A 16,204-nucleotide genomic window follows, 5' to 3' on the forward strand; every position below is an offset into this window, starting at 1 on the left:
GGTGCTAGCGTAGCGGGTCGAAATTATTGGGCCAGCTGTTCGGCCGTCAGCAGGAACACCGCATCATCCCCCTGGCTGGTGGTCAGCCAGGTCAGGCCCAGGTGGCCGAAGGCCGCTTCCGCGTATTCGCGCTCGTTGCCGATCTCGACCACCAGCACGCCGTCCGGCGTCAGGCGTTCGGCGGCGCCGTCGACGATCTTGCGCACCAGGTCCATGCCGTCCTCGCCGCCGGCCAGGGCGATCTGCGGCTCGCGCATGTATTCCGGCGGCAGGCGCGACATCGAATCGCTGTTCACGTACGGCGGGTTGGTGACGATCAGGTCGTACTTCTTGAACGGCACGTTCTCGTACAGGTCGGACTCGATCGGGTTCACGCGGCCGGCCAGCTTGTAGTCGCGGATGTTGCGCTCGGCGACCGCCAGCGCGTCCTTCGAGATGTCGACCGCGTCCACCGTCGCGTTCGGGAAGGCGTCGGCCAGCATGATCGCCAGGCAGCCGGACCCGGTGCACAGTTCGAGCACGTTCTCGACCGATTCCGGATCCTGCACCCAGGGGCTGAACAGGTTCGGGATCAGTTCGGCGATGAAGGAGCGCGGCACCAGCACGCGCTCGTCGACGTAGAAGTTGTAGCTGCCCAGCCAGGCTTCGTTGGTGATGTAGGCGGCCGGCACGCGTTCGCTGACGCGGCGCTCGATCACGGCCAGCACCTGCAGCACCTCCTCCTGCAGCAGGCGTGCGTCGAGGAAGGGCTCGAGCTTGTCCAGCGGGAGCTTGAGGGTGTGCAGGATCAGGTAGGCGGCTTCGTCGAAGGCTTCGGCGCTGCCGTGGCCGAAGAACAGCTTGGCGGTGTTGAAGCGGGTGACTGCGTAGCGCAGCAGGTCGCGCGGCGTGCAGAAATTGGGCGTGGTCATGGCCATGTCGGGGTCTCGCGGAAATGGTTACGCCGCGGGCGGCGAGGGCGCCAGCAACGCTTCCAGCGTGCGGCGGTAGATGTTCTTGAGCGGGTCGATGTAGCGCAGCTCGATGTGTTCGTCGATCTTGTGGATGCTGGCGTTCGGTGGCCCGAATTCTATCACCTGGGGGCAGATGCGGGCGATGAAGCGTCCGTCCGAGGTGCCGCCGGTGGTCGACAGTTCCGTGTGCACGCCCAGTTCCTGCCTGATCGCGCCGCAGATCGCATCGGACAGCGTGCCCTTCGGCGTCAGGAAGGGCTCGCCGGACAGGGTCCACTGGAGGTCGTAATCGAGGCCGTGGCGGTCGAGGATGGCATGCACGCGCGCTTCCAGGCCGTCGGCCGTGCTGGCGGTCGAGAAGCGGAAGTTGAAGTCGACCTTCAGTTCGCCCGGGATCACGTTGTTGGCGCCGGTGCCGGCGTGGATGTTCGAGATCTGCCAGCTGGTCGGCGGGAAATACTCGTTGCCGTCATCCCACTTTTCGGCCGCGAGTTCGGCCAGGGCGGGCGCGGCCTGGTGGATCGGGTTGCGCGCCAGGTGCGGATAGGCGATGTGGCCCTGCACGCCCTTGACCACCAGGCAGCCCGACAGGGAGCCGCGGCGGCCGTTCTTGATCATGTCGCCCAGCACATGGCTGGAGGTCGGTTCGCCGACCAGGCAGTAATCCAGGGTCTCGCCGCGTTCTTCCAGCATCTCGCAGACGACCACGGTGCCGTCCACGGCCGGGCCTTCCTCGTCGCTGGTGATCAGGAAGGCGATCGAGCCGGCATGGCCCGGATGCGCGGCGACGAATTCCTCGACGGCCACCACCATGGCCGCAATCGAGGTCTTCATGTCGGAAGCGCCGCGCCCGTACAGCTTGCCGTCGCGCCGGGTCGGGGCGAAGGGCTGCGAATGCCACTGGTCGAGCGGGCCGGCCGGGACCACGTCGGTGTGGCCGGCGAATACGAACACGGGGGATTCAAGGCCCCTGCGCGCCCACAGGTTGGTGACGCCGTTCGATTCGATGGTCTCGCAGGCGAAGCCGAGCGGGGCCAGCAGGTCCTTCAGTTTCTGCTGGCAGCCCTTGTCCTGCGGGGTGATCGAATCGAGGGCGATCAGCTCCTCGGTCAGCTGCAGGGTGCGCGAGGTCTTCATGCGGGCCAGTCTCCGAAGGTGCGTTCGTACTCGTCGGCCGAGAAACCGACCTTCAGCGGGCCGGCCCCTTCGAGCACGGGGCGCTTGATGACGGAGGGATTCTCCAGCATCAGGTCGAGGGCGCTGGCCTTGTCGACGACTTGCGCGCGGCGCTCGTCGGACAGCTTGCGCCAGGTCGTGCCCTTGCGGTTGACCAGGGTTTCCCAGTCGAGCTGTTCGAGCCAGGCGGCGACCGTGTCGCGGTCCAGACCCTGCTTCTTGAAATCGTGGAACTCGACGTCCTGGCCGTGCTCGGCCAGCCAGGTGCGCGCTTTCTTGACGGTGTCGCAGTGAGGAATACCGTAGAGAGTTTTTTTCATGGCGTTGTGCAGGGGAAAGGCGCGAAGGATAGCACAGGCCGCTACCTCCGGCAGATAGTTTAACCACACGATTTCAAGGCTGTCGCGGTACTCGGCGCGGCGGGCGCCGGGCGTCGGGAAGGGAGGCGGATTTGTGACCCGGCGTCACAAATCCGTGGATGTTCAATGGTCGAGCGTAAACTCGGTGAAGGACGGTCCGGCCGGCTCATCGGCCTGCTTGCCCGCCTCGTTGTCCTTGCCCTGGCTGTCCGGCCCATTATTGATGAGCCACAGCAGGTTGGTGGCCGAGTCGGCGTTCGCCAGCGCTTCTTCCTGGGTGATCAGGTCGGCCTGCACCAGTTCCAGCAGCGCCTTCTCGAAGGATTGCGAGCCCGGCGACAGGCTCTTGTCCATCGCTTCCTTGATCTGGCCGATCTCGCCCTTCTCGATCAGGTCGGCCACGTAGCGGGTGTTGACCATGATCTCGACCGCGGCCTGGCGCGCGCCGCCCGCCTTCGAGCGGACCAGGCGCTGCGAGACGATGGCCTTGACCGCCGACGACAGGTCCTGCAGCAGGGCGGGCCGGTTCTCGATCGGGTAGAAGCTGATGATGCGGTTCAGCGCGTTGTAGCTGTTATTCGCGTGCAGGGTCGCCAGCACCAGGTGGCCGGATTGCGCATAGGCGAGGGCGGCGGCCATCGTGTCCTTGTCGCGGATCTCGCCGATCAGGATGCAGTCCGGCGCCTGGCGCATCGAGTTGCGCAGGGCGACGTCGAAGCTGGCCGCGTCGCTGCCGATCTCGCGCTGGTTGACGATCGATTTCTTGTTCTTGAACAGGTACTCGATCGGGTCTTCCAGGGTCAGGATGTGGCCGGGGCGCAGCTCGTTCCGATGGTCGAGCATGGACGCGATGGTGGTCGACTTGCCGGAACCGGTGGCGCCGACGATCAGCAGCAGGCCGCGCTTTTCCATGATCAGCTCGGACAGCACGGGAGGCAGGCCCAGCTCGGACAGCGGCGGGATCGTCGCCGGCACGAAGCGGAACACGGCCGAGATCGAACCGCGCTGGCGGAAGGCCGACAGGCGGAACCGTCCCAGGTTGGGCACGGAAATACCCATGTTCAGCTCGTTCTCGCGCTCCAGCTCGGCCATCTGCTCGGGGGAGGCGACCTCGGACAGCAGCACCTGGATGTTTTCCGGTTCGAGCTTGTTCTGGTTGATCGGGATGAGGTTCCCGTTGATCTTGATGTGGACGGGGGAATTTACCGCGAAGAACATGTCCGACGCGTTCTTTTCCTTCATCAACTGGAACAGGCGTTCCATCATCATGGCTCTCTCCCTTGCTTCGCGGTAATTTTGCGTTTTGGGGATTCTAACCTGTTGGAGAAGGATTGCGGGCACTGCATCGTCGTTCCCGCGCAGGCGGGAACCCAAGTTTTGTGAGAACCAGCGGCGCTGGCTACGGAACGAACCTGGGCCCCGCCTGCGCGGGGGCGACGGAAGTGGGATTAAATCCCGCGCAGCAGCTCGTTGATGCCGGTCTTGGCGCGCGTCTTGGCGTCGACCTGCTTGACGATCACGGCGCAGTACAGGCTGTACTTGCCGTCGGCCGACGGCAGCGAACCCGACACCACCACCGAGCCGGCCGGGATGCGGCCGTAGCTCACTTCGCCGGTTTCGCGGTTGTAGATCTTGGTCGACTGGCCGATGTACACGCCCATCGAGATCACCGAGTTCTCTTCGACGATCACGCCTTCGACGATCTCCGAGCGCGCGCCGATGAAGCAGTTGTCTTCGATGATGGTCGGGTTGGCCTGCATCGGTTCCAGCACGCCGCCGATGCCGACGCCGCCGGACAGGTGGACGTTCTTGCCGATCTGGGCGCAGGAGCCGACGGTGGCCCAGGTGTCGACCATGGTGCCTTCGTCGACGTAGGCGCCGATGTTCACGTAGGACGGCATCAGCACCACGTTCTTGCCGATGAAGGAGCCGCGGCGGGCCACGGCCGGCGGCACCACGCGGAAGCCGCCCCTGGCGAAATCTTCGGCGGTGTAGCCGGCGAACTTGGTCGGCACCTTGTCGTAGAACTGCATGCCGCCGCCTTCGACCGGGACGTTGTTCTCGAGGCGGAAGGACAGCAGGACGGCCTTCTTGATCCACTGGTTCACGACCCAGCTGCCGCTGTCTTTCTGGGCCACGCGCAGGCTGCCGTCGTCAAGGCCTGCGAGGACGTGGGCGACCGCGTCGCGCACTTCCGCGCTGGCGCTGTTCGGGCTGATGTCGGCGCGCTGTTCCCACGCGGTGTCGATGATGGTCTGGAGTTGTTGGGTCATGATGTGTCAGCGTTTCAGGTTAGGGATAGCGTAGCGGCGTCTCAGGCGGACGCCTTCAGGTCCTTGCAGAACTGGACGATGCGGTTGGCCGCTTCCAGTCCTTCGTCCACACCGGCGACGAGCGCCATGCGGATGCGGTTGCGGCCCGGGTTGCTGCCGTGCGCATCGCGCGCCAGGTAGGAGCCGGGCAAAACCGTCACATTATATTCGGCGTACAGGCCGCGTGCGAACTCGGTGTCCGACAGGCCGCTGGAACGCACGTCGGCCCACAGGTAGAAGCCGGCGTCGGGCAGTTCGACGTCCATCACCTGCTTCAGCAACGGGGTGATGAGGTTGAACTTTTCCTTGTACAGGTTGCGGTTGTCCTGCACGTGGGCTTCGTCGTTCCAGGCCGCGATCGAGGCCGCCTGGATGGTCGGCGACATCGCGCCGCCGCAGTAGGTGCGGTACAGCAGGAATTTCTTCAGCACGTCAGGGTCGCCGGCGACGAAGCCCGAGCGCATGCCCGGCACGTTCGAGCGCTTCGACAGGCTCGAGAACACGACCAGGTTGGCATAGGGACGCAGGCCGGCGCTGCGGCCGAGCTGGTGCGCCGCTTCCAGCGCGCCCAGCGGCGGGGTCGCGCCGAAGTAGATCTCGGAATAGCACTCGTCGGCCGCGATCACGAAGCCGTGGCGGTCGGCCAGCTCGAACAGCTCGCGCCAGTCGTCCAGGGTCAGCACGGCGCCGGTCGGGTTGCCCGGCGAGCACAGGTACAACAGCTGCACCCGCGCCCACACCTCGTCCGGCACGCCGGCATAGTCCGGGGCGAAGTTGCGCGCCGGGACCGAGTTCACGAAATAGGGTTCGGCGCCGGCCAGGTAGGCCGCGCCTTCGTAGATCTGGTAGAAGGGGTTCGGACACATTACCAGCGCGCCGCCGTTCGCCGCTGCGCGCGGGTCGATCACGCACTGCGCGATCGCGAACAGCGCCTCGCGCGAGCCGTTCACCGGCAGCACCATCGTGTCCGGATCCAGCGCCGGCACCCCGTAGCGGCGCTCCAGCCAGCCGGCGATCGCGCTGCGCAGTGGCTCGCCGCCGTGCGTGCTCGGATAATTCGCCAGTCCGGTCACGCTGTGCGTCAGGGCTTTCTGGATGAAGGCCGGAGTCGGATGCTTGGGCTCGCCGATGCCGAGGCTGATATGGGCATGGTCGGGATTCGGCGCGACGCCGGCGAACAGCTGGCGCAGCTTTTCGAAAGGATAGGGGTGCAGTCGTTCGAGATGTGGATTCACGGCGCTATCGGTCAGGTCAGATGGGTCGGTGCGAGAAGATCAATTATAGCGAGGCGCGCCCGATGCTGCTCTCGCTTGGAATGCAGTAATATTAACGGCAGGAATTCACTCCCCAGGTTCCCCGTGCCCATCCATTACGCCCGCAGCCTTCTCGGCCGTGCGCGCAGCCCGCGCGCCAACCGCCACCTCGGGGTGGCGCTCGCCTTCGTCGCCGGCGCCATCAATGCCGGCGGCTTCCTCGCCGTGCACCAGTACACCTCGCACCTGACCGGGGCGATCTCGTCGGCGGCCGACAACCTGGCCCTCGGCGCCTGGGACCTGGCGCTGGACGGCCTTGGCGCCGTGCTGTCGTTCCTGCTGGGCGCCGCCTGCACCGCGCTTACCGTCAACTACGGGCGCCGGCGCGGGCTGGCCAGCGAGTATGCGCTGCCGCTGCTGCTGGAAGCGGTGCTGCTGCTGGCCTTCGGCGTGCTGGGCGCGCGCCTGGCCGCCGTCGACGCGCTGTTCGTGCCGGCCACGGTGATGCTGCTGTGCTTCATGATGGGACTGCAGAACGCCCTGATCACCAAGCTCTCGCAGGCCGAGATCCGCACCACCCACATGACCGGCATCGTCACCGACATCGGCATCGAACTGGGCCGGATGGCGTACTGGAACCGCGACCCGGCGCAGCCGAAGGTGACGGCCAACCGCGCGCGCCTGCGCCTGCTGGTGTCGCTGCTGCTGGGTTTCTTCGGCGGCGGGCTGGCGGGGGCGCTCGGTTTCAAGCACGTCGGCTACCTGGCGACGCTGCCGCTGGCCGGCCTGCTGTGCGCGCTGGCGATCGTGCCGGCGGTCGACGATTTGAGACGCCTGGCGCCACGCTAAATCAGGCCGCGCCGGCCAGCGCCCGCTCGCGCCATGCCCCCGGATTCATCCCCGACCATTCGCGGAACGCGTGCGTGAACGCGCTCTGTTCCTGGTAGCCGAGCAGGAAGGCGATGTCGGCCAGCGACAGGCCGCGCTGGCGCAGATAATCCTGGGCCAGCGCATGGCGGGCCGCGTCCAGCACCTGCTGGAAGTTGGCGCCGGCGTCCGCCAGCTTGCGCTGCAGGGTGCGCGGCGACAGCCCGAGTTCGCCGGCGATGCCGGCCAGGCGCACGCGGTCGTTCGCCAGGTTGCGGATCACGCAGGCGCGCACCTCGGCGACGATGCCGTGGCGCTCGCGCTCATCCCGTCTTTCCTGCAGCAGGCGTTCGGCATGCTGCTGCAGCACCGGGTACATGCCGGCGTCGGCGTTCGGCACCGGCATCGCCAGCAGGGCCGCGTCGAAGCAGGCCAGGTGGGCGCCAGCGCCGAACTCCGGCACCATGCCCAGCACCCGTTCGTATTCCGCCGCATCGGCATCGCCCGCGTGCGCGAAGGCCAGGCGCAGCGGCGCCAGCGGACGGCCGGCGAGCCAGGAACCGAAGGTGCGGATGCCGGCGAACACGCTTTCGGCCAGGTGCCGGCTGGCGTCCGGGAAGTGGCTGGTCCAGGTGTAGCAGGCGACGCCGGCCGCGGGGTCGAGATCGAGCCGCGAGCGTCCGAGATCGTGGGCCAGCTGTTCGTAGCGCTGCGTCTGTTCGAGGGCCTGGGCGAAGTCGGTGCAGGCCAGCAGGATCAGGCCATACACGCTGTAGGTGCCGAGCCGCACCCGTTCGCCCACGTGCAGGCCGAAATGCGGATCGCCAGCCAGTTCGGCGCCGGCCGCCAGCAGGGCGATGTAGTCGCGCGCGGCCAGCGATTCCGGCAGCGGATCGAGCGCGATGGCGAGCCCGGCTCCTTGCGCGAGCGCGCGCGCGTCCACGCCGCGCGCGGCGGCGGCCTCCAGCAGCGGCTGCAGATAGGATCCGGTGACCCGGGCAAGCATGGGACCATTCGTCGGTGGCATGTTCGAACAAGCGCTTGGCATGAATCCGCAAGACGTGGATGAGCGGTTGGCTTATCTTACGCAAAAAACATCGAGGAAGACAGACCATGAGGCGATGGAACGGCTGGGGAGACGAGGCGATCGGGGTGCCGATCGGCGCGGAGGCGCTGCGCTTCCTCGAGCGGCGGCTGGGGCCGGGCACGGGGCCGGCCGATGCCGGCTTCGAGGCGGTGTGTGCGCAGGTCGCGCCGTCGCGCCTGCCGCCGCATCCGCTGGTGGACACGGCGCCCGACGTGCGCCTGACCCACGCGCTGGGCCAGAGCCTGCCGGACTGGCTGCGCCTGCGCTACGGCCGGATCGCGGCGGCGCCGGACGGCGTGGCCTTCCCGGAAAGCGCGGACGAGGTACGGGCGCTGATCCGCTACGCGATCGGGGCCGGCGCCGCGGTCGTGCCCTACGGCGGCGGCACCAGCGTATGCGGCCACCTGGACCCGGCGCGCGACCGGCCCACGCTGTCGGTCGACATGCGCCGCCTGCGCGCGCTGACGAACCTCGACCGCGACGCGCTGCTGGCCACCTTCGGCGCCGGCGTGGCCGGCCCGGACCTCGAAGCCCAGCTGCGCGCGCATGGCTACACGCTGGGCCACTTTCCGCAATCCTTCGAGTATTCCACCCTCGGCGGCTGGGTCGTCACGCGCTCCTCGGGCCAGCAGTCGCTGCGCTACGGCCGCATCGAGCAGCTGTTCGCCGGCGGCCGCATCGAGACGCCGCAAGGTCTGCTGGAGATCCCGACCTTCCCGGCGTCGAGCGCCGGCCCCGACCTGCGCGAGCTGGTGCTGGGTTCCGAGGGCCGGCTCGGCATCCTGACGGAAGCAGCGGTGCGCATCAGCCCCTTGCCGGCCTTCGAAGCCTTCCATGCCGTGTTCCTGCCCGACTGGGAAGGCGCCGAGCGGGCGGTGCGCGCGATCGTGCAGGCGCGGCTCGGGCTGTCGATGCTGCGGCTGTCGAATCCGGTGGAGACGGCGACCATGCTGACCCTCGCAGGCCACGCCAGGCAAGTGGCGCTGCTCGAGACCCTGCTGCGCCTGCGCGGCGCCGGCGAGGGCAAGTGCATGCTGCTGGTCGGCGCCAGCGGTACGAAAGGACAGGCGCGCGCGGCCCTGGCGGCGGCCTTGAAGATCGCGCGCAGCCACAAGGGCGTGCATGCGGGGCGCGGCCTGGGCGAACGCTGGAAGAAGAACCGCTTCCGCAACGTCTACCTGCGCAACGCCGCCTGGGAACGCGGCTACGCGATCGATACCGTCGAGACCGCGCTGGACTGGCCGCGCGTGACGCCGGCGATGCGCGCCGTGGAACAGGCCGCCGTCGACGCCCTGGCCGCGGATAGCGAACGGGTGCATGCCTACACCCACCTGTCGCACCTGTATCCGCAAGGCGCCAGCGTGTACACGACCTTCATCTGGCGCCTGGCCGGGAATTACGAGGCCGACCTGGCGCGCTGGCGCCGCCTCAAGACCGCCGCCTCCGAAGCCATCGTCGCCAGCGGCGGCACCATCAGCCACCAGCATGGCGTCGGCCTTGATCACGCGCCGTGGCTGCACATGGAAAAGGGAGAGCTCGGCATGGAGGCGCTGCGGGCGCTGTTCCGCCAGTTCGACCCGGATGGCTGCATGAACCCCGGCAAGCTGCTGACGTGATGAAAGCTCATGCCGTGAATGCGCTCTGGGAGCGCGATGGGCGCGCCGGCTTGCCGGCGCTGATGGCGCGCGAATGGGACCTGCTGGTGATCGGCGGCGGCATCACCGGCGCCGGCATCCTGCTGGAAGCGGCGCGGCGGGGCCTGAAGGCCCTGCTGGTCGAGCAGCGCGACTTCGCCTGGGGCACGTCGAGCCGCTCGTCCAAGCTGGTGCACGGCGGACTGCGCTACCTGAAGGACGGCCACCTGCACCTGACCAGGGAGTCGGTGCGCGAGCGCGAAAGCCTGCTGCGCGATGCGCCGGGACTGGTCGAACCGCAGGGCTTCGCCTTCGCCCACTACCAGGGCCAGCGCGGACGGCGCAGCTTCCTGGCCGGACTGGCCATCTACGACCTGCTGGCCGGCCGGCGCGAGCGGCACTGGCTGCCGAAGGAAGCGTTCCTGGAGCGGGCGCCGAACGTGGCGCTTCAGATGGCAGGCGCGGGCCTGGACGGCGGCATCGTCTACACCGACGCCAGGACCGACGACGCGCGCCTGGTGCTGCGGGTGCTGGGCGAGGCGATGGCGCATGGCGCGGCGGCGCTCAACTACGTGGCTGCGCGTTCGCTGGTCCGGATCGCGGGCAGGGTGGCCGGCGCGGTCCTGCGCGACGAAGTCTCGGGCGCCCTGTACGAGGCAAGCGCGCGCGTGACGGTCGACGCCACCGGCGCCTGGTCCGGACCGCTGCACGGCAAGGGCCCGCGCCTGCGCCCGCTGCGCGGCAGCCACCTGGTGCTGCCGGCCTGGCGCCTGCCCTTGTCCCAGGCCGTGAGCCTGATGCATCCGCGGGACGGGCGCCCGGTGTTCGCCTATCCGTGGGAGGGCACGATCCTGGCCGGCACCACGGACCTCGACCACGCGCAGCCGATGGACCACGAAGCGCGCATCACGCGGGCCGAACTCGACTACCTGCTGGCCGCGCTGCAGGCCCAGTTTCCGGGACTCGGCATCGTCGAAGGCGACGTGCTGTCGACCTTTGCCGGGGTGCGCCCGGTCATCGCCGGCGGCCGTGCCGAGGCGTCGCGCGAAGGGCGCGAGCATTGCGTGTGGAGCGAGGCCGGACTGGTGGCGGTGGCCGGCGGCAAGCTGACCACCTTCCGCGCCATCGCCCTCGACGCGCTGAAGCAGGTGCGCGCCCAGTTGCCCGGCTGGCGCGACGCGCTGCGGCCCTGCCGCGTGTTCGCGTCGCCGCCTGCGGTGTCCGACAGCCGCCTGCCGCCGGGCGCGCTGCGGCGCCTGCAGGGCCGCCATGGCGCCGCGGCCGGGGCCTTGCTGGCCGCCGCCGGCGACGGAGAATGCGCACCGGTTCCCGGCACCGAGACCCCGTGGGCCGAGCTGCGCTGGGGCGCGCGCGCGGAAGCCGTGCAGCGCCTGGACGACCTGCTGCTGCGCCGTACCCGCCTGGGCCTCCAGCTCAGGCAGGGCGGGACCGCGCTGATGCCGCGCATCCGCGCGATCTGCCAGCCGGAGCTGGGCTGGAACGACGCGCGCTGGGCGCAGGAAGAACGCGATTACCTGGCCTTGTGGCGCTCCCACTACGGCCTGCCGCAGGAGAAAACGGAATGAGCATGCAAGCGACCATCCTCGCCATCGACAACGGCACCCAGAGCGTGCGCGCGCTGCTGTTCGACCTGCGGGGAAATATCGTGGCCAGGTCCCAGGTCATGCTGGAGGCTTATTTTTCCGAGCAGCCCGGCTGGGCCGAGCACGACCCCGAGGATTACTGGGCGTCGCTCTGCAAGGCTTGCCAGGGCCTGTGGACCCAGCCCGGCGTGGACAAGGCCGCCGTGCAGGGCGTGGCCGTGACCACCCAGCGCGGCACCGTGGTCAGCCTCGGCAAGGACGGCAAGCCCCTGCGCCCGGCCATCACCTGGCTCGACCAGCGCCGCACCGATCGTTACCCGCCGATCGCCTGGTGGTGGCGGGCGGCGTTCAAGCTGGCGCGGGTCGACGGCACCATCGATTACTTCCGCGGCGAAGCGGAAATCAACTGGATCAAGGCCCACCAGCCCGAGGTCTGGGCCGCGACCGACAAGTTCCTGCTGCTGTCCGGCTACCTGAACTGGCGCCTGTGCGGCGAGTTCCTCGATTCCAGCGGCTCGCAGGTCGCCTATCTGCCGTTCGACTACAAGCGCCGGCGCTGGGCCGCGCGCCACGACTGGAAGTGGCAGGCGCTGGCGGTCGAGCCGCACATGCTGCCCGGGCTGGTCGAGCCGGGCGAGCGCCTGGGCAGGATCTCGGCGCAGGCGGCGCTCGATACCGGCATTCCGCAGGGCCTGCCGCTGCTGGCTGCCGCCGCCGACAAGGCCTGCGAGGTGATCGGCGCCGGCTGCCGCGAGCCGCACGTGGGCTGCCTGAGCTACGGCACCACTGCCACCATCAATACCACCAGCACGCGCTATACCGAAGTCACGCCCTTCATTCCGCCATACCCGGCGGCGATCCCGTGCGCCTACAGCAACGAGGTGCAGGTGTTCCGCGGCTACTGGATGGTCAACTGGTTCAAGGAGCAGTTCGGCCACCACGAGCAGCTGCGCGCATTGGCCGAGGATGTCGCGCCGGAGCAGCTGTTCGACCGCATGGCCAGCAGCGTGCCGCCCGGCTCGATGGGCCTGATGCTGCAGCCGTACTGGACCCCCGGCATCCGCGTGCCGGGCCGGGAAGCGAAGGGCGGCATCATCGGCTTCGGCGACGTGCACACCCGCGCCCACGTGTATCGCGCGATCCTGGAGGGATTGGCGTATGCGCTGCGCGAGGGGAAGGAGCGGATCGAGCAGCGCAGCGGGGTGGCGGTTACCGAGCTGCGCGTCTCCGGCGGCGGCTCGCAGAGCGATTGCGCGATGCAGCTGACGGCCGACATCTTCGGCCTGCCGACCGCGCGCCCGCATGTCTACGAGACCTCGGGCCTGGGCGCGGCCATCGACGCCGCCGTCGGCCTCGGCCTGCACCGCGACTTCGATGCCGCGGTGGCGGCGATGACCAGGGTGGGGAGGGTGTTCGAGCCCTTGCCGGAGAACCAGCGCATCTACGACCGCCTGTACCGGCGGGTGTACCGGCGGATGTATCGGCAGTTGCAGCCGCTTTATCGGGAGATTGCGGAGATTACGGGCTATCCGCGCGTTTCCTGAACGTCGGTGCCTTTCTCAGTACATCGCCGCGCTACGCACCGCCTCCCAGGCCGCCCCGGCTACCGCGGTCTCGACGCGGTTGCGCCCGGCGCCCTTGGCCGCGTACATGGCGCGGTCGGCGCACACGAACAGCTGCTCGATCTCGTCGAGCTGGGTCGGCACGATGGTCGCCACGCCCACCGAGACCGTGATCCACGGCGAGGTGGGCGAGCGCGGGTTCGGCAGCTGCAGGGCTTCGACCGTGGTGCGGATCGCTTCCGCCAGGCGCGCCGCGGCTTCGTGCGGGGTCTCGGCGAACAGCAGCACGAATTCCTCGCCGCCGTAACGCGCCGCCAGATCGGTCGGGCGCAGTGCGTGCGCGTCCAGCGCCTGGGCCACTTTCTGCAGGCAGACGTCGCCGGCCACATGGCCGAGGGTGTCGTTGTACAGCTTGAAATGGTCGACGTCGAGCACGACCAGCGACAGCGGCTGGGCGTGGCGGATCGCGCGCTGCCATTCTTTTTCCAGGAAGGCGTCGAAGTGGCGGCGGTTGGCGATTTTAGTAAGCGGATCCAGCATGGCGGCGCGGTGCAGCGCATCCTCGGACTGCTTGTGGTGGGTGATGTCGTGCAGCAGGGCGACGAACAGGTCGTCGGCCGCGTGCATCGGCGTCATCGTCAGGTCCATCGCGCGCAGGCGGCCGTCGCGGTGGCGGATCAGCACTTCGCGGGTGCCGTGGCCGAACGCCTCCATGGCGGCGCCGCCGTCCGGGTAGTGGTCCTGCTGGGCCAGCAGATCGGCCAGCGAGCGGCCCACCAGCTCGTCCGCGGCATAGCCCAGGTAGCGGTCGCAGGCCGGGTTCGCGTACTGGACGCGGCCGTTGCGCTCGACGATCAGCAGGCCCTGGTCCATGCTGTCGACGATCATGCGCAGGCGCTCCGCCTGTTCCTTCTGGACGGCGCTGCCGCTGTTCAGGCGCAGCTGGGCGCGCACGCGCGCGCAAACTTCTTCCATGCGCAAGGGCTTGGGAATGTAGTCGACCGCGCCGATGTCGAAGCCGGCCACGATGTCTTCGGTCTCGCCGCGCGCGCTCATGAAGATCACGGGGATGCGCGCCGTGGCCGGGTGCGCCTTCAGGCGGCGGCAGGTTTCCAGCCCATCCATCCCGGGCATGACGACGTCGAGCAGCACCAGGTCGGGCTTGACGCGCTGGGCGATCTCGATGGCGCGCTCACCCGACGTGGCGACGAAAGTCTGGTAGTCCTGGCGCAGCATCATGGTGCGCAGCAGGGAAACGTTGTCCGGTGCGTCGTCGACGATGAGGATGGCAGGCTTGCGGGGTGCGGCTGGCCCCGCGCTGGCTAGGTCGGTCATACTGTGCCTTGTGAGGGCTCACGATGATGTTCGTTCAAAATCATACATCGTTGTGCACCGTCATGGAGCAGTATTGCTTGTTTGTAAGAAAAATTTGTGACTCGGGCGCAACTTTCGGTTGCGCCCGAGATACGGAAAATCACATGGTGCGGCGCCGCGGTAACAATTGCGGCGCCGGGAGGCGCGGACCGGACGGCCCGCGCGGCAGGATTACAGCTGGTCCTTGATCAGCTGGCCCAGCACGGCGATGCCTTCACGGATGCGCTCCGGCGGCACGGTCACGAAGGACAGGCGCAGGGTGTTGGTGGCCGGCTCGTTGGCGTAGAACGGGGCGCCCGGCACGAAGGCGACGCGCGCGGCGATCGACTGGTCGAGCAGCTTGGTGGCGTCGATCTGCTTCGGCAGCTCGACCCAGATGAACATGCCGCCTTCCGGACGGGTCCAGGTCACGCCCTTCGGGAAGTGCTCTTCCATTGCGTCCAGCATCACCTGGCACTGGTTGGCGTACAGGTTGCGGATGGTCGGGATGTGCTCCTGCAGGAAGCCGTCCTTGACCACTTCGTGCACGACCATCTGGGTCAGCTGGGCGGTGTGGAGGTCGGCGGCCTGCTTGGCCAGCTCGAGGCGGCGCACCAGCGGCAGCGGGGCGCACACATAACCGAGGCGGATGCCCGGGGTCAGCACCTTCGAGAAGGAACCCATGTAGATCACGCCTTCCGGGTTCATGTTCAGCATGCGCGGCATCGGCTCGCCCTTGTACGACAGGGCGCCGTACGGATCGTCCTCGATCAGGGGCAGGCCCAGGCGGGCGCAGGTCTCGACCAGTTCGCGGCGGCGCTCGAGCGACAGCGAGCGGCCGGTCGGGTTCTGGAAGTTCGGCAGCGCGTACAGCAGGCGCGCGCCTTCGGCCAGGCCTTCGAGCGAAGACGGCACCAGGCCGTGCTCGTCGGTCTCGACCGAGTGGAATTCGGGGCGGTAAACCGAGAACGCCTGCAGGGCGCCGAGGTAGCTCGGGGTCTCGACCAGCACTTTGCTGCCTTCGTCGATCAGTACCTTGCCCAGCAGGTCGAGGGCCTGCTGCGAGCCGGACACCATCAGGATCTGCTCGGGCAGGATCTTGCAGTCGGGCGTCGACAGGTAGCCGGCAATCCATTCGCGCAGCGGAGCGTAGCCGTCGGTCGGGCCATACTGGAGGGCCTGTTTACCCGCCTCGGACAACACCTTGTCGTAGGCCGCTTTCATGCGTTCGACGGGGAAGGTGGCGGGCGAGGGCAGGCCGCCGGCGAAGGAGATGATCTCCGGGCGCTGGGTGATCTTCAGGATTTCGCGGATCGCCGAGCTTTGCAGCTGCTGCGCGCGTTCCGAAAACTGCCACTGGATGGGATTGGGATTTTCGATTTTCATACTGATCTCACAGGAAGGACGGCTTGGGTGCGTCGGCCATTATAAAGCACGCTGGATGAGCGAACTTCGTAAAAGAGGCGTGCCTTGTGGGCCCGCCCCGGAACTTGTACGTGGGCACGGGGTGCCCACCCTACATTATTACGCTACTTCGGCGATCAGCTCGATCTCGACGCAGGTACCGCGCGGCAGCGAGGCCACGCCGAAGGCCGAGCGGGCATGCTTGCCGGCGTCGCCGAACACTTCGCCCAGCAGTTCCGAGCAGCCGTTGGTGACCAGGTGCTGTTCGTTGTAGTCCGGGGTCGAGGCGACCAGGCTCATCACCTTGACGATGCGCTTCACACGGCCGAGGTCGCCGCCGCAGGCTTCCTGCAGGGTGCCCATCAGGTCGATCGCGACCGAGCGCGCCGCCGCTTGGCCATCGGCCGTGGTTTTGTCCTTGCCCAGCAGGCCGGTGGTCGGCGAGCCGTCGGCGTTCTTGGCGATGTGGCCGGAAATGAAGACCAGGTTGCCGGTCTGCACGTACATGACATAGGCCGCGGCCGGGGTGGCCGGCGCCGCGAGGGTGATGTTCAGTTCTTTGAGTTTGTCGTAGACGGACATGGAATCCCCAGGTTGCTTGAAAAAGAGCCCGTATTGTACGACTTGCCACTGCGCGCGG

At 68.1% G+C, this 16,204-nt stretch carries 14 protein-coding genes; 4 read left to right on the forward strand and 10 right to left on the reverse strand.

What is annotated here, in order from left to right:
* Positions 1–23: 23 nt before the first annotated feature.
* From prmB to dapC, 6 genes are all read right to left on the reverse strand, one after another.
* Positions 24–911, reverse strand: a complete 888-nt coding sequence (prmB, locus tag AC3A6M_RS03715; RefSeq protein ID WP_487851389.1) for a 50S ribosomal protein L3 N(5)-glutamine methyltransferase — start codon at positions 909–911, stop codon at positions 24–26.
* 27 nt (positions 912–938) lie between these two features.
* Positions 939–2,090: a succinyl-diaminopimelate desuccinylase gene (dapE, locus tag AC3A6M_RS03720; protein WP_487851390.1), complete on the reverse strand. Its 1,152-nt coding sequence runs from the start codon at positions 2,088–2,090 to the stop codon at positions 939–941.
* Complete coding sequence (locus AC3A6M_RS03725) at positions 2,087–2,449, reverse strand: ArsC family reductase (protein ID WP_487851391.1); 363 nt, start codon at positions 2,447–2,449, stop codon at positions 2,087–2,089. Before AC3A6M_RS03725 ends, dapE begins: the two co-directional genes overlap by 4 nt.
* A gap of 162 nt (positions 2,450–2,611) precedes the next feature.
* Positions 2,612–3,757 (reverse strand): PilT/PilU family type 4a pilus ATPase, encoded by a 1,146-nt coding sequence (locus AC3A6M_RS03730; protein ID WP_487851392.1) that lies wholly within the window; start codon positions 3,755–3,757, stop codon positions 2,612–2,614.
* Between the two features lie 179 nt (positions 3,758–3,936).
* Positions 3,937–4,761 carry a 2,3,4,5-tetrahydropyridine-2,6-dicarboxylate N-succinyltransferase gene (gene dapD / locus AC3A6M_RS03735; RefSeq protein WP_487851393.1) on the reverse strand — a complete coding sequence of 275 codons (825 nt, stop codon included), beginning with the start codon at positions 4,759–4,761 and terminating at the stop codon, positions 3,937–3,939.
* A gap of 41 nt (positions 4,762–4,802) precedes the next feature.
* On the reverse strand, positions 4,803–6,035 hold the full coding sequence (dapC, locus tag AC3A6M_RS03740; RefSeq protein WP_487851394.1) for a succinyldiaminopimelate transaminase: 1,233 nt from the start codon (positions 6,033–6,035) through the stop codon (positions 4,803–4,805).
* A gap of 123 nt (positions 6,036–6,158) precedes the next feature.
* Here dapC and AC3A6M_RS03745 point away from each other — a divergent pair, with 123 nt between their 5' ends.
* Positions 6,159–6,902 carry a YoaK family protein gene (locus AC3A6M_RS03745; protein ID WP_487851395.1) on the forward strand — a complete coding sequence of 248 codons (744 nt, stop codon included), beginning with the start codon at positions 6,159–6,161 and terminating at the stop codon, positions 6,900–6,902.
* A gap of 1 nt (position 6,903) precedes the next feature.
* Here AC3A6M_RS03745 and AC3A6M_RS03750 read toward each other — a convergent pair whose 3' ends face one another.
* Complete coding sequence (locus AC3A6M_RS03750; RefSeq protein WP_487851396.1) at positions 6,904–7,926, reverse strand: AraC family transcriptional regulator; 1,023 nt, start codon at positions 7,924–7,926, stop codon at positions 6,904–6,906.
* A gap of 107 nt (positions 7,927–8,033) precedes the next feature.
* On the opposite strand from AC3A6M_RS03750, the gene AC3A6M_RS03755 reads away from it, so the two are divergent.
* Genes AC3A6M_RS03755 through AC3A6M_RS03765 form a run of 3 tightly spaced genes read left to right on the forward strand, consistent with a single transcriptional unit; the run spans position 8,034 to position 12,789 of the window.
* Positions 8,034–9,623, forward strand: coding sequence for an FAD-binding oxidoreductase (locus tag AC3A6M_RS03755; RefSeq protein ID WP_487851397.1), 1,590 nt, complete (start codon positions 8,034–8,036; stop codon positions 9,621–9,623).
* On the forward strand, positions 9,623–11,227 hold the full coding sequence (locus tag AC3A6M_RS03760; RefSeq protein ID WP_487851398.1) for a glycerol-3-phosphate dehydrogenase/oxidase: 1,605 nt from the start codon (positions 9,623–9,625) through the stop codon (positions 11,225–11,227). Before AC3A6M_RS03755 ends, AC3A6M_RS03760 begins: the two co-directional genes overlap by 1 nt.
* Positions 11,224–12,789 carry an FGGY-family carbohydrate kinase gene (locus AC3A6M_RS03765; protein WP_487851399.1) on the forward strand — a complete coding sequence of 522 codons (1,566 nt, stop codon included), beginning with the start codon at positions 11,224–11,226 and terminating at the stop codon, positions 12,787–12,789. Before AC3A6M_RS03760 ends, AC3A6M_RS03765 begins: the two co-directional genes overlap by 4 nt.
* A gap of 15 nt (positions 12,790–12,804) precedes the next feature.
* Here the strand turns inward: AC3A6M_RS03765 and AC3A6M_RS03770 are convergent, their stop codons facing one another.
* The 3 genes from AC3A6M_RS03770 to AC3A6M_RS03780 form a co-directional block, all read right to left on the reverse strand.
* Positions 12,805–14,142 (reverse strand): diguanylate cyclase, encoded by a 1,338-nt coding sequence (locus AC3A6M_RS03770; RefSeq protein ID WP_487851400.1) that lies wholly within the window; start codon positions 14,140–14,142, stop codon positions 12,805–12,807.
* Positions 14,143–14,352: 210 nt separating this feature from the next.
* The gene (locus tag AC3A6M_RS03775) at positions 14,353–15,546 is read right to left on the reverse strand and encodes an aminotransferase-like domain-containing protein (protein WP_487851401.1); all 1,194 of its coding nucleotides are present in this window, start codon (positions 15,544–15,546) and stop codon (positions 14,353–14,355) included.
* 138 nt (positions 15,547–15,684) lie between these two features.
* Positions 15,685–16,146, reverse strand: coding sequence for a RidA family protein (locus tag AC3A6M_RS03780; protein ID WP_487851402.1), 462 nt, complete (start codon positions 16,144–16,146; stop codon positions 15,685–15,687).
* Between the last annotated feature and the right edge of the window lie 58 nt (positions 16,147–16,204).

The sequence above is a fragment of the Telluria sp. Soil_C_11 genome, from assembly GCF_057657395.1.